Origin of the sequence: Cyanobium sp. Alchichica 3B3-8F6 (genome assembly GCF_024346435.1) — a bacterium.
In the GTDB taxonomy this organism is placed as follows: Bacteria; Cyanobacteriota; Cyanobacteriia; order PCC-6307; family Cyanobiaceae; genus Cyanobium_A.
Map to the genome: position 1 here is coordinate 1 of NZ_JAGQCZ010000029.1, position 11,937 is coordinate 11,937.

Here is an 11,937-nt window from a genome sequence, read left to right on the forward strand (position 1 = left end):
CTGGGGCCTGCTTCCATCGGCGCCAGGTTGTCGCTGGACGACAATCTCCCGGGCTGTTCTCCGCTTCTCTACGGCTGCTGTGGCTGTTGGCTGCCGCTGCGCCGGCTTGCCTGGGCGCGGCGGTGGCGCAATGGGGGCAGCCCTGGCGCACGAACACCTCCAGCACTTGTCCGGCAACGGTGACCTGCGGGACCAAGGCCAGCCAGAGCGCCAGCAGCGCAGCCGCCAATGCATGCCAGCGCCGACGCTTCATCCACCGGTGCCAACCACAGGCCATCACTGCGCCAGCGCCATCATCACCAGCAGACCTGCGCTGCACCAGACGAACCCGATGGTGGCATCACGCAGACTGCGGGCCGACTTGATCTCCGGCACCAGATCCGAAGCGGCGATGTAAAGGAAGTTGCCGCAGGCAAACAGCACAAGGCCCCCCACGGGCAGCGACCGGGAGATCAGCCAGGCGATCACCGCTCCAAGCGGGAAGGTGAGTGCCGAGATGACATTCCAGCGCAGGGCGGTGCGGGGCTTCCAGCCGCTGTGGACCAGGATCGCGAAATCCCCAAGCTCCTGCGGCACCTCATGGGCCACGGCCGCCACGAAGGCCGCCACACCGGCATCAGGGTTGAGCAGGAAGGTGCTGGCGATACCCAGACCGCCAATGAAGTTGTGCAGGGCGTCGCCCAGCAGGACCAGGATCGCCATCGGTTGGCGGGAGGCTCCGCCTGCGGCGGCATCCGGTCCGCTCCTGCCGGGATGGCGATGGGAGTGGTGCCATTGCAGGAACTGCTCCAGCGCCAGGAAGGTCATGAAGCCGGCGGCGATGCAGAGGCTGCCGCTGCGCGATGGCATCGCTTCCATTCCCTCCGGCAGCATGTGGAACAGTGCGCCACCCAGCAGCGACCCTGCCGCCAGCGACACCAGGGGCAGCAGCAGCTGCTGGAGCCGCCGGGGCGGCAGCAGCAGGGTGAGGGCACCCACCATCGCCACCAGGCTCATCAGCAGCCCGCCGACCAGAATCCAGACCAGGCTGTTCGGAGTAGCCACCCGTCAGAGTTGACACCAGGCCCAGGCCTGCTGGTTGATCAGCAGACCGATCAAGGTGAGCACCGCCATCAGCAGCACCTGATCCGTGCGGGAGCCAGGGATGCGGATGTCGGCCGTCAGGTGCACCACGTTGGTGAGGCTGTAGACCACGCTGAACCAGAACTGAGCCGCCCGCCATGGGGCGCTGGCGCTCCAGCCCGCTGGATCGGCGATTGCATGCACCGCCACCAGAAACGCCCCCACCGGCAGCAGGAAATAGAACAGCATCGCCAGGAACAGCCGCGGCACCCGCGAGGACGCCACCTGACTCTTGATCTCCACCGAGAGGCCATGGAACAGGGGCATCAGGCCCAGTTCCACGTGGAACAGCATCACCAGCAGCCAGGCAGCCCAGAGGCCCGTGAGGCGCACCGCATAGCCGAAGGAGGCAGCGTCAGACATGGGTGTCGACCGGCACCAGGGGGCATTGGATCATCATCCGTCTTGTGGAGGAATGCACGGATCCTGCGGGTTTCATTCTGCAAGCGAGAGGTCGATGCGTTTCACCACTGAATCCGGCAGGTTGCGCGACACCGGACAGAGCTTCATGCGCTGTTTGATGTAGGTGATCGCGTCGACGTCGGCGCGGCTGTGCTCCTGGCTTGAGACGTCTGGATCGAGCCGGATGACAAAGGCACCATTCAGCTGCTCAAGGATCCAGTCGGCGCTGGTGGTCACCGTGAATTTGCCCTCCACCTGTTGCAGCGGGATGGCCCGCTCCTGGGCATTGGGGGTTGGGTCATGCCGATCAGTGGAGGGGGGATGGAAACGGACGGGGGAGAACGATCAGGCGACGATGTCCTCGAGCGGGTATCCCTCATCGCCCCAGCGGGCGAGGCCGCTGCGCAGGTTGGCCACCTGGCTGTGGCCGGCCTTGAGCAGCTGGTGGGTGGCCAGGGCCGAGCGGCTGCCGGAATGGCAGACCACCACCGGCTTGCCCGCGGGGATCTCGCCGCTGCACTGCTCCAGCTCCGGCAGGGGCAGCAGCAGGCTGCCGGCCACTTGGCAGTCGGGGCCGTGGAATTCCTCGGCGGAGCGGACATCAAGCAGGGTCAGCGCTTCGCGGTGCTCGGCCACCCAGCTGGGCGGCAGCTCGGGCAGCCCCGCATAGCTGCGCTGCAGCGGCGCCCAGCTGGGCGCGGAAGCAGAGGCGTCGCGCGGCTTGCCGGATCGCAGATTGCCCGGGAGGGCCTCGGCGATCTTGTGCGGGTGCGGCAGCGTCATGGCCTCCATGTGGCCCACGAAATCGCGCTCCGTCGCGGCGCCGCCGAGCCGGGCGTTGAAGGCCTTTTCTTCTGCCACCGAGGTGACCGTGCGGCCGGTGTAGTCGTGGGCGGGATAGAGCAGGCAGCTGTCGGGGAGGCTGAACAGCTGCTCGGTGATCGAGCGCCACAGGGTGTGTGCATTGCCCTGCTGGAAATCACAGCGGCTGCAGCTGCGCACCAGCAGCGGCTGGAAGCTCAGCTGCAGCAGCTGCAGGCCGCCTAATCCGCCGGCGGCGGCACAGCTGCTTCACGGCGCCAGCCGCTCGATCAGCCAGGTATCGCCGTTGCGCCGGTAGCGAAAGCGATCGTGCAGGCGGTGCAAGCCTCCTTGCCACACCTCCAGTTCTTCAGGGATCACCCTATAGCCACCCCAGGCAGGCGGCATGGGAATCTCACCCTGCCGGAAGCGTTCGGTGATCGCCCGCCACTGGTCTTCCAGCACCTGCCGGGAGGAGATCACACGGCTCTGCTGCGACACCCAGGTCCCGAGGCGACTGCCTTGGGGACGCGAACGGAAATAGGCCAGCGCATCGCCCAGGCTGATGCGCTCGGCTCGTCCGAGGATGATGCATTGCCGTTCAAGGCCATACCACGGAAACAGCAAGCTCACCGCCGGATGAGCTGCGATCTCCTGGGCCTTGCGGCTGTTGGTGTTGGTGAAAAAGACGAACCCCCGCGCATCAAAGGCCTTGAGCAGCACCGTGCGGGCGCTGGGGCGCTGGCCATTAACGCTGCCCAGCACCATGGCGTTGGGCTCGAGCAGGTTGGCCTCCACGGCTTCCTCAAACCAGCACCGGAATTGTTCCACCGGATCGGGATGCAGGTCGCTGCGACGCAAGGTGGCGCGCCCGTAATCCCGGCGAAGGGGGCCCAGGTCAACCCTTTCATCGGCCCCTGTCATGGCTGCGACGCTCCCGTTGCGGTTCAGCCTATTGAGATCTGTGAGAGCTATTCCAGATGCCTCTGCTCGTCTTCCTTAAGTTCGCCGAACACCATGGCGATCACCACCGTCATGCCGATGGCCAGCGCGAGTGCCAGAGCGGCTTTCACGGGCACAAGAAGGAAGATGGCTTTCATCGTGATGAGCTCCGTCTGACCCGCTGGACAAGGTCCTGTCACTCCAGGCTGTTAGCCGCTGGCTTTGCGAAGGCGTTCAGGCTCTGATCTGCTGCGTAGTCGCAAGCATTTGCTGGCAGGGTTTGTTCATCGCTTGAGGTCGAAGCGATCGGCCTCCATCACCTTCACCCAGGCGGCCACGAAGTCGCACACCAGGCGGCCGGCGCCATCGCTCTGGGCATACACCTCAGCGATGGCACGCAGTTGCGAGTTGGAGCCGAACACCAGATCCACCCGGGTGCCGCTCCAGCGCAGCGCCCCGCTCTGGCGGTCGCGCCCCTCAAACAGCTCGCCGGTCTCATCCACCGGCGTCCAGGTGGTCGCCATGTCGAGCAGGTTTACGAAGAAGTCGTTGCTCAGCACCCCCGGCCGTTCGCTGAACACGCCATGGCGGCTGCCGCCGGTGTTGGCACCCAGTACCCGCAGGCCGCCCACCAGCACGGTCATCTCCGGAGCGCTCAGGCCCAGCAGTTGGGCCCGGTCCAGCAGCAGGTGCTCGGCGGTCACGCTCATCGGAGCCTTCTGCCAGTTGCGGAAGCCATCGGCCTGGGGCTCCATCACCGCAAACGAGGCCGCATCCGTTTGCTCCTGGCTGGCATCCATCCGGCCCGGCGTGAACGGCACCTCCACCGGCATGCCCGCGGCGGCGGCCGCCTGCTCCACGCCCACGCCACCCGCCAGCACGATCAGATCTGCCACCGACACGCGCACCCCACCTGAGCGGGAGGCGTTGAACGCCTGCTGGATGCCCTCGAGCACGGCCAGCACCCGTTGCAGCTGCTCGGGCTGGTTCACGGCCCAGGTGTTCTGCGGGGCCAGGCGCACCCGGGCGCCGTTGGCGCCGCCGCGCTTGTCGGAGCCGCGGAAGCTGGAGGCCGAGGCCCAGGCAGTGCTCACCAGTTCAGCGGTGCTTAGCCCCGACGCCCGCACCCGCGCCTTGAGATCGGCGATGGCGGCCCCGTCCACCAGGGGGTGATCCAGCGCTGGAATCGGGTCCTGCCAGATCAGGTCTTCCTCGGGCACCTCGGGGCCGAGGTAGAGGCTCTTGGGCCCCATGTCGCGGTGGGTGAGCTTGAACCAGGCCCGGGCGAAGGCATCGGCGAAGGCCTCCGGGTGCTGGTGGAAGTGGCGCGAGATCGGCGCGTAGATCGGATCGAAGCGCAGCGACAGATCCGCCGTGGTCATCATCGGCGGGTGCTTGAGCCCGGGGATGTGGGCGTCGGGGATCAGGTGCTCCTCGCGGCAGTCTTTCGCCTGCCACTGCCAGGCGCCTGCGGGGCTCTTGATCAGCTCCCACTCGTAGCCGAACAGCATGTCGAAGTAGCCCATGTCCCAGCGGTTGGGGTTGGGTTTCCAGGCGCCCTCGATGCCGCTGGTGGTGGCATCGGCTCCCACACCGCTGCCGTGGCGGCTGCGCCAGCCCAGGCCCATCTCCTCCAGCGGTGCCCCCTCGGGAGCAGGGCCCAGCAGCTCGGCGCTGCCGGCGCCGTGGGCCTTGCCGAAGGTGTGGCCGCCGGCGGTGAGGGCCACCGTTTCCTCGTCATTCATCGCCATGCGGAGGAAGGTCTCGCGCACGTCGCGGCCTGAGGCCACTGGATCCGGTTCGCCGTTGGGGCCCTCGGGGTTCACGTAGATCAGGCCCATCTGCACGGCCGCCAGAGGGTTCTCCAGCTCGCGGTCGCCGCTGTAGCGCTCATCTCCCAGCCAGGTGCGCTCGTTGCCCCAGTAGATGTCCTCCTCCGGCTGCCAGATGTCGGCGCGGCCGCCGCCAAAGCCGAAGGTCTGGAAACCCATCGATTCCAGGGCGACGTTGCCGGCCAGGATCATCAGGTCGGCCCAGGAGATCTGGTTGCCGTAGGTCTGCTTGATCGGCCAGAGCAGCCGGCGGGCCTTGTCGAGGTTGCCGTTGTCGGGCCAGCTGTTGATCGGCGCGAAGCGCTGGTTGCCGGTGCCGCCGCCGCCGCGGCCATCGGCGGTGCGGTAGGTGCCGGCGCTGTGCCAGGCCATGCGGATGAACAGGCCGCCGTAGTGGCCCCAGTCGGCGGGCCACCAGTCCTGGGAGTCGGTCATCAGCGCGATCAGGTCGCGCTTGAGGCCGGCGTAGTCGAGCTGTTGGAAGGCTGCGGTGTAGTCGAACGCCTCCCCAAGCGGATTGGCGGCCGGGCTGTGCTGGTGCAGGATCCCGAGGTTGAGCTGCTGGGGCCACCAGTCGCGCGGCGCGGGGCCGCGGCCCGCCACCGCTGCTGCGCCGTGGTTGAAGGGGCACTTGCCGAGTTCGGTCATGGCGGCGCTGCTGGGATTTCATCCACTGTTCTGACCGTAGGCAGCACGATCTAGGCCGGATTGCGGTGGTCACAGTCCGTGACGGCTACCGTTGGGCTGCTGGGCCCTGAGCCCGCAACGGGCCCGGCCAGAACCAGAGCATGGCTATCTGCATCCAGGGGCCTGATCAAGCTGAGCGGGGTTTAGAGGCCGTCCATAGCCTTGGCTGATAAGCGCTCCCGGCTTGTTCGTTTCGGCGTCTGCCTAGTCGGCAATTGGAGAGAGCGGCGGAAACGAAAGCTCAGTGCTCAGCGGTCAGCTCTCCTGCCACCGCAGGTCTGCCAGCTGTCCAATAGGCGCGACAGCTCGTCTTTCATGGCGGCGAGCTCAGAGATCCGCAAGTTGATCGACTCCACCTTGGTCGCAATGCTGTCCTTTAAGACAGAGCAGTTGCACAGACCCGAGCGACGCACCTCCAGGATTCTCGACACCTCAGGGATCGCGACATCCATCGAGCGCAGGGCACGAATGATCGTGAGCTCAGCAAGATTCTCGTCATCAAACAAGCGGTAACCAGCGTCTGATCGTCCCTTGGGCTGGAGCAGTCCCTCGTCGCAGTAGAAGCGAATCGTCTTCACGGAAAGGCCTGTGCGCCTGGCCACCTCGCCGATGCGCAGGCCGGGAGTGGATGCCACTGACAGCGATCCTCGGCGGGCCATCGATCCCTCCACTGCATGGAAGCTTCCCAACGGTAGGCATCGGCAGGCTGCGAGAACCCTGAGCGCCAACCCTCCACCAGAGGCGCACTACTGGAGATGCCTGTTAGGGTTCTGTCCGGCAGGTTTTCTGCTCTCGCCACCCTCCCGATGCCGCACCGTTTCAGTCCCTGGGGCGCCCCAGCGGTAGCCGCGCTGGGCGCCAACCTGTTGCTCTCGGCCGCCGGCCTTGCCGCGCCGGCCATCGGCACAGGCGGTGTGCCGGCCCTCTACCCAACCCAGGCAGAAGCGGAGAAGGCCGCCAAGCTGCACTTCAACTGCAAAGGGGCCCACAAGATGGGCAGCCAGTGGATGCCCTGTGCCAAGCACGGTGACGCTCCTGGCTCTGTGCACGCCCACTGAGGCCGTTCACTCCCATGGCCCAATGCGGTGACAAGCCCAAGCGGATTGCCTTCGGGGTGGCGCCCCTGGGCATCATCTCGATTGGCATCGTGCCGATGGGTGTGGTGAGCATCGGCGTGGTGCCAATGGGGGTCATCAGCCTCGGCGTGGTGGGGATGGGTGTCCTCAATGCCTGCGTGGTGGGGATGGGCGTGTTGGTGGTTGGCGTGAACGTGATGGGGGTCTGGTGGGCAGGTCTTGAGGGCATGGGGCCACGGCGCCTGGGGGCTCTTTCTGGTGCCCTGCATCAGCACCACCACGGTTCCGCCGGCCCGATGGCGCCGAACCTGATGGCCTACCCCACCCGCCAGGAGGCTTTGGAGCAAGCCCGCAAATTGGGCTGCAGCGGCGCCCATGCCATGGGATCCCGCTGGATGCCCTGCTCTGAGCACTCCCCATAGGGTCACGGTTTGGGCCCACCTGCTCGTGGCGGCGGTGGCCTCTGCGGTGCTGTCCAGCCACACAATGGAGAGATCGGTTCCAGCGGGTCACTCCCTGGAGGCAACGAGGAAAGTCCGGTGGGGTGCAGGTTTTGCCTGAGCCGAGTCCGTCACTGTCCCGCAGCTGTGATGGAGGCCACCAACGGCCGCCTCAGTCAGAACGCTCGCCGTGCACAACCTCTTCACCTCCGGCGCGGACCGGTTCTCTCAATGCCCCAGACCTTCTCAGCCAGAACTCTGGCCCTGATCGGTGGTGCGGCAGCACTGGCGCTGCTGCTCGATCAACCGGCTCAGGCCCATGGCATCGCCCACGGCGGCATCGCCGCCGGCTTCCTGCATCCGATCAGTGGAGTCGACCACCTGCTGCTGCTGATCGCCGTGGGGGCCGCAGCTTCCTGCATCTCGACCCAACTGCTGCTCTGGGCCCTGGCCGGTGCCGTCGGCGGCGGCGTCTTTGGGGCGATAGGAGGCACGTTGCCAGCACACGAGTTTCTCGCGGCGCTGGCAATCAGCGCGGTGGCGGTGCTGGTGCTGAGCTGCCTTCGTTCCAAGCAGGGTCCCCAGTTGGGTGCCTGTGCCGCCCTGGTGGCATCAGCGGTGGCGGTTCACGCCATGCTTCACGGGCTGGAGGCACCGGCTGACGGCTCTGCGGCGCTCTGGTGGTTGGGTGCCTTTGCCGGTTCAGTGCTGGTGAGCGGCGTCAGTTACCTAGTGCTGCGGCGTCTGCCCCTGGCCTGGACCCGGGGGGTGGCCCTGCTGCTCGCGCTCTGTGGTGGTGTGGCGGCGCTGGGGCCTGTTGGTCTGCTGATGCGCTGAGCCGCAACGGGGAAGGCTGCCCAGCTGGGGAACGAGGATCAGCCTCTGCTTGGTTCCTCTCCCCGGTCGTGCCCACCCATGCCACTGCAGATCCGCCCCTATGAGGCGGCCGACTGGCCGGACGTGTGGGCTCTGCTGGAGCCGGTGTTCCGAGCTGGTGAAACGTTCCCCCATGACCCGGCCATCACGGAGGCAGAAGCACGGGTGGCCTGGGTGGAGCAGAGCCAGGCGGTGATGGTGGCTGTCGATCCGGCCGGGGCGGTGGTGGGCACCTACTACCTGAGGCCCAACTCTCTGGCCCTCGGCGCCCATGTCGCCAACGCGGGCTATGTGGTGGCTGAGCACTGCCGCCGCCAAGGGATCGGCAGCCGGCTCTGCCAGCACTCGCTGCAGGCGGCTCGGCGGCTGGGCTTTCGCTCGATGCAGTTCAACCTGGTGGTGAGCACCAACAACGCCGGCATCCACTGCTGGCAGAAGAATGGCTTCCAAGTGGTGGGCACCCTGCCGGGAGCATTCCGCCACCAGCGGTTGGGCTATGTGGATGCCCTGGTGATGGTGCAGGGGCTGCTGGAGGGGCCAACTCCATGAGGGTGGTGCCACTGCGCTTCAGTCCCGGCGACGACCTGCGCCTGGCGCTGGAAACCTGGATGGCTCAGCAGCAGGAGCAGGCTGGCTGCGTGATCAGCGCCGTTGGCAGCTTGTCGGTGCTCCAGCTGCGGCTGGCCGGCAAGCAGGAGAGCACCACGATCACGGGCGACCTGGAGATCCTCAGCCTCGCGGGCACGCTCTCGCCCGATGGGGTTCACCTCCATGTGGCTGTGGCCGACAGCCGCGGCACCGTGATCGGGGGCCATCTCTGCGCCGGCTCGCTGGTGCGCACCACCGCTGAGCTGATGGTTGGCCTGCTTGCGGAGTGGCGCTTCTGCCGGCAGCTGGATCCAGCTACCGGCTACGCCGAGCTGCAGATTCATCCCAGTGAACCCATCAGCGGCTCTTGATGCATAAGTTGTGCGAGCTAATGCAGCCCACCTGGAAAGACTTGCCCATTTTCTGGATCGTCGCGCAGTTGTTATTCGGACTACTGAGGCAAAAGTTGCTCGGCAACTAAAAGCTCAGCAGATCGATGAAGGTGATATCGAGCTCGCTTCCAAGCGGATCCCGCTAGTTCCTTTGAGTTCGATCAACAACGCGCTGCAATTGTTCAGACTGGCCGGCGTTATCGTTCTCAGGAAGATTGCTGAGCCTCATATCTATCGTGCAGGCCTCGCCCTGAAGCAGGGGCCAAGGCGGCCCCGCAGGTTTCAGGGGCGCAGGCTCCAGAAGCGATTGAAAGCAACCGTTGCCATCGTCCAGTCGCCAGGCCGCCACGCTCCGCCCGCTTAAATCGACGAGGCGCAGGCTGAGCGGCACATTCAGGGGCAGGCGGGGGTGGAGGCACGGGTAAAGAGCGCTCTGCCGGTAACGCAGCCCGATCGGCTGGGCTGGATCGGCAGGCCATCTCAGTGGTCTGTCGTTGAGATAAAGCTGAAACTGGCGGCGCATAGGGCCATTGGCACACAGCTCGAGGCGGCGCATCGAACTGTCCACGAAGCGGCTGGTGAACCCTCCCTCCACCGGGGTGTCGCAGAGCAAGGGCCAAGGCTCGAGTGCCTCACGAATGTCCAGGTCAGCGCCGCTGATGGGCTCGCTCCAATGCAGCAGCTGGGGGAATCGCCACCTCCAGATCTGGCGAAACACGCCGGATTCAAGCGGCAGACCAGCGGCGGCCAGATCAGCCAGCACGGCTTTGAGATCGGCCCAGAGCTGGCTGGGCAGCAGGGCCCGATCGTGAAGCTCCTCGCCCCAGGGGCGTAGCCCACGCGGCCGCTTCTGAGGATCCAGCAGGTGCACGGCCAATGCCCGCCAGAGCAGGGCCACGGCGCTGCTCCAGTGGTGGTTGGGCATCGATTCCAGCGCCCGGAATTCGATTAGGCCTTGGCAGCCTCCTGGCCAGGCTGGGTTCCAGAACTTATCCAGGCTGATCTCACTGCGATGGGTGTTGCCGCTGCGGTCGGCGTGCAGGTGACGCAGGGTTTCGCTGATCGCAACCCGCTGATCGCCGCTGCCCAGTTGCTCGAGGGTTGCATGGGCCAGCACCAGATCGAGCCAGTTGGCACTGCCTTCGTCGGGGCGTGGGGCCTGGGAGGCGGGCCCCACGCAGGGGCCGCTGAAGAGGTAAGCCAGGCATGGGTGATGCTGCCAGTAGCGCAGGATCCCCACCAGCCAGGCGGGGCGCGCAAAAAACGGGTGGCGCTCAGGTTCCAGCGATGGTCCGCCCCAGAGCAGGTGGTTGCCGCCGCCGGTGCCGACCTGACGTGCGTCGCGCCACTGCCAGGACCGCAGTCCCACAGCTGCACCGGCCTGCTCCAGGCACTCCAGCCAGTTGGCGTACTCGTGCCAGCAGCTGCACACCGGCAGGTTCACCTCAAGAACGCCGGGGTCAGCGGTGATCCCCAGCACCTGCCAGTGGCCAGCCGTGTCGAGCGGCAACACGCCGCTGAGCTCGGGTTCGCTCCAGAGTGCGCTGGCAGCAGCAATCGCTGTGAGCAGCTGCTCCAGCCGCAGGCGATCCAGGGGCGGCAGAAACAGTCCCCAGCCCTGGGGTGTGATCTCGAGGGTGAGCACCTGGCGGGGAACATCCTGAGGAAAGTGCTGCAGTGGCAGGCGCAGCCCAGCGGGTCCAGGCGCCGGGAGCAGGGTGCGCCGTTCTTTGGCCAGGGGCCAGAGCAGCGCCTGCCAGCGCTGATCGTCGTGACTGAGGGGGGCGGCCCAAACCTGGCGCTCTGGGTTCAGCGGATCGACCAGCGCAATCGGGTGCAACTCGCAGCCCAGGCCGGCCCCGATCGCAGCCAAGAGAGCGGGAGCGGCTGAAGCCTCCAGGGGCCGGCGTGGCTGTGAGTCCAGGCGTTGGGGCCAGCGCACCAGGGGGCCTCCACCACCCCCTCTGCCAGGAAAGTTGACGCCTCTCCATTCCGGTCACTTTTCCACCAGGGGGCTTGATGGAGCAGAGCAATGCGTCGCTACAGCGAGGCCGTCAAAGCTGATGTGAGAAGGCGGATGAGTCCGCCGCACCGCCAGAGCGTGGCCCAGATCTCAGCCGAGCTGGGCATTCACGTGGTCACCCTCTACAACTGGAGGAAGACCTGGCGGTTGCAGGGAGAGGTGGTGCCGGCATCCGAGAAGGAACCTGAGGGCTGGGGTGCCACCGACAAGTTCACGGTGGTGTTGGAAACCGCTGGGCTGAACGCCACCGAGCTCAGTGCCTACTGCCGCGAGCGGGGTCTGTACCCGGAACAAGTGGAACGCTGGCGGCAGGCATCCCAGGATGCCAATGAAAAGCCAGTGCTCACCTTGAAAGAGCAGAAGGAGCTGGAGAAGCTCCGTGCCCAGGACCAGCGGGAAATCAAGCGGCTCAAGCAGGAGCTCAGGCGGAAGGAGAAGGCTCTGGCGGAGGCGGCAGCACTGCTGATCGCCTCAAAAAAGATTCAGGCCTTCTGGGGAGAGGACGGGGACGATTGACCTCGCCCACCGACCGCCAGAAGGCTCTGCAGATCCTCGATGAGGGCATTAAAGGTGGTGCCCGTGCCAGCGAGCTGGCACGGCTACTGGGCGTGGGGCTCACCACGCTGCAGCTGTCCCGCGTCAAGCCCCTTGGCCGACGCTTTGCATCAATAAGATGTTACCCATTCTCATTGACACCTGGTAACACTGCCTTCTCCTCTGGTTCTGCCTCTGCTTGAGCCTTGGGTTGTGGTTCCA

At 66.2% G+C, this 11,937-nt stretch carries 16 protein-coding genes and 1 riboswitch; of the genes, 6 read left to right on the forward strand and 10 right to left on the reverse strand.

Annotation, left to right across the window (positions count from 1 at the left end; all coding sequences use genetic code 11):
- The 9 genes from KBY65_RS13545 to KBY65_RS13585 all read right to left on the reverse strand — a co-directional run.
- A partial coding sequence (locus tag KBY65_RS13545; protein ID WP_255001950.1) for a hypothetical protein occupies positions 1-253 on the reverse strand: 253 nt, incomplete at its 3' end.
- Between the two features lie 23 nt (positions 254-276).
- Entirely contained in the window at positions 277-1,044 is a 768-nt protein-coding gene (locus KBY65_RS13550) for a ZIP family metal transporter (protein ID WP_233128370.1), read from the reverse strand.
- A gap of 3 nt (positions 1,045-1,047) precedes the next feature.
- The gene (locus KBY65_RS13555; RefSeq protein WP_094558869.1) at positions 1,048-1,485 is read right to left on the reverse strand and encodes a hypothetical protein; all 438 of its coding nucleotides are present in this window, start codon (positions 1,483-1,485) and stop codon (positions 1,048-1,050) included.
- 72 nt (positions 1,486-1,557) lie between these two features.
- Entirely contained in the window at positions 1,558-1,761 is a 204-nt protein-coding gene (locus tag KBY65_RS13560; RefSeq protein WP_255001951.1) for a hypothetical protein, read from the reverse strand.
- Between the two features lie 108 nt (positions 1,762-1,869).
- Positions 1,870-2,526 carry a rhodanese-like domain-containing protein gene (locus KBY65_RS13565; RefSeq protein WP_315860088.1) on the reverse strand — a complete coding sequence of 219 codons (657 nt, stop codon included), beginning with the start codon at positions 2,524-2,526 and terminating at the stop codon, positions 1,870-1,872.
- Positions 2,527-2,595: 69 nt separating this feature from the next.
- Entirely contained in the window at positions 2,596-3,249 is a 654-nt protein-coding gene (gene pdxH, locus KBY65_RS13570) for a pyridoxamine 5'-phosphate oxidase (RefSeq protein ID WP_254988350.1), read from the reverse strand.
- A gap of 47 nt (positions 3,250-3,296) precedes the next feature.
- Positions 3,297-3,425, reverse strand: a complete 129-nt coding sequence (locus KBY65_RS13575; RefSeq protein ID WP_254988351.1) for a hypothetical protein — start codon at positions 3,423-3,425, stop codon at positions 3,297-3,299.
- A 126-nt stretch (positions 3,426-3,551) separates the two neighbouring features.
- The gene (gene katG / locus KBY65_RS13580) at positions 3,552-5,747 is read right to left on the reverse strand and encodes a catalase/peroxidase HPI (protein WP_255001952.1); all 2,196 of its coding nucleotides are present in this window, start codon (positions 5,745-5,747) and stop codon (positions 3,552-3,554) included.
- Between the two features lie 287 nt (positions 5,748-6,034).
- Positions 6,035-6,421: a MerR family transcriptional regulator gene (locus KBY65_RS13585; protein ID WP_233128369.1), complete on the reverse strand. Its 387-nt coding sequence runs from the start codon at positions 6,419-6,421 to the stop codon at positions 6,035-6,037.
- 171 nt (positions 6,422-6,592) lie between these two features.
- Between KBY65_RS13585 and KBY65_RS13590 the strand changes: the two genes are divergently transcribed.
- The 5 genes from KBY65_RS13590 to KBY65_RS13610 all read left to right on the forward strand — a co-directional run bounded on the left by KBY65_RS13590 (position 6,593) and on the right by KBY65_RS13610 (position 9,137).
- The gene (locus KBY65_RS13590) at positions 6,593-6,844 is read left to right on the forward strand and encodes a DUF3721 domain-containing protein (protein ID WP_094558864.1); all 252 of its coding nucleotides are present in this window, start codon (positions 6,593-6,595) and stop codon (positions 6,842-6,844) included.
- A gap of 14 nt (positions 6,845-6,858) precedes the next feature.
- Positions 6,859-7,284, forward strand: a complete 426-nt coding sequence (locus KBY65_RS13595) for a hypothetical protein (protein ID WP_094558863.1) — start codon at positions 6,859-6,861, stop codon at positions 7,282-7,284.
- A gap of 57 nt (positions 7,285-7,341) precedes the next feature.
- Positions 7,342-7,510: riboswitch (cobalamin riboswitch) on the forward strand.
- A gap of 23 nt (positions 7,511-7,533) precedes the next feature.
- Positions 7,534-8,139, forward strand: a complete 606-nt coding sequence (locus tag KBY65_RS13600; RefSeq protein WP_094558862.1) for a HupE/UreJ family protein — start codon at positions 7,534-7,536, stop codon at positions 8,137-8,139.
- A 78-nt stretch (positions 8,140-8,217) separates the two neighbouring features.
- Entirely contained in the window at positions 8,218-8,727 is a 510-nt protein-coding gene (locus KBY65_RS13605) for a GNAT family N-acetyltransferase (protein ID WP_094558861.1), read from the forward strand.
- Complete coding sequence (locus tag KBY65_RS13610; RefSeq protein WP_094558860.1) at positions 8,724-9,137, forward strand: PPC domain-containing DNA-binding protein; 414 nt, start codon at positions 8,724-8,726, stop codon at positions 9,135-9,137. The genes KBY65_RS13605 and KBY65_RS13610 overlap by 4 nt, the downstream gene beginning before the upstream one ends.
- A gap of 163 nt (positions 9,138-9,300) precedes the next feature.
- Here KBY65_RS13610 and KBY65_RS13615 read toward each other — a convergent pair whose 3' ends face one another.
- Positions 9,301-11,031: a transglutaminase family protein gene (locus tag KBY65_RS13615; protein ID WP_233128368.1), complete on the reverse strand. Its 1,731-nt coding sequence runs from the start codon at positions 11,029-11,031 to the stop codon at positions 9,301-9,303.
- A gap of 204 nt (positions 11,032-11,235) precedes the next feature.
- Between KBY65_RS13615 and KBY65_RS13620 the strand changes: the two genes are divergently transcribed.
- A complete protein-coding gene (locus KBY65_RS13620) occupies positions 11,236-11,697 on the forward strand; it encodes a helix-turn-helix domain-containing protein (RefSeq protein ID WP_254988656.1) in 462 nt (153 codons plus the stop codon).
- Positions 11,698-11,937: the final 240 nt, after the last annotated feature.

Excerpts from the sequence above, each read along its gene's own strand:
- KBY65_RS13610 (WP_094558860.1), top strand. The coding sequence starts at position 8,724 with ATGAGGGTGGTGCCACTGCGCTTCAGTCCCGGCGACGACCTGCGCCTG.
- KBY65_RS13605 (WP_094558861.1), top strand. The coding sequence starts at position 8,218 with ATGCCACTGCAGATCCGCCCCTATGAGGCGGCCGACTGGCCGGACGTG.
- KBY65_RS13600 (WP_094558862.1), top strand. The coding sequence starts at position 7,534 with ATGCCCCAGACCTTCTCAGCCAGAACTCTGGCCCTGATCGGTGGTGCG.
- KBY65_RS13555 (WP_094558869.1), bottom strand. The coding sequence starts at position 1,485 with ATGTCTGACGCTGCCTCCTTCGGCTATGCGGTGCGCCTCACGGGCCTC.
- katG (WP_255001952.1), bottom strand. The coding sequence starts at position 5,747 with ATGACCGAACTCGGCAAGTGCCCCTTCAACCACGGCGCAGCAGCGGTG.
- KBY65_RS13575 (WP_254988351.1), bottom strand. The coding sequence starts at position 3,425 with ATGAAAGCCATCTTCCTTCTTGTGCCCGTGAAAGCCGCTCTGGCACTC.
- KBY65_RS13590 (WP_094558864.1), top strand. The coding sequence starts at position 6,593 with ATGCCGCACCGTTTCAGTCCCTGGGGCGCCCCAGCGGTAGCCGCGCTG.
- pdxH (WP_254988350.1), bottom strand. The coding sequence starts at position 3,249 with ATGACAGGGGCCGATGAAAGGGTTGACCTGGGCCCCCTTCGCCGGGAT.
- KBY65_RS13595 (WP_094558863.1), top strand. The coding sequence starts at position 6,859 with ATGGCCCAATGCGGTGACAAGCCCAAGCGGATTGCCTTCGGGGTGGCG.
- KBY65_RS13620 (WP_254988656.1), top strand. The coding sequence starts at position 11,236 with ATGAGTCCGCCGCACCGCCAGAGCGTGGCCCAGATCTCAGCCGAGCTG.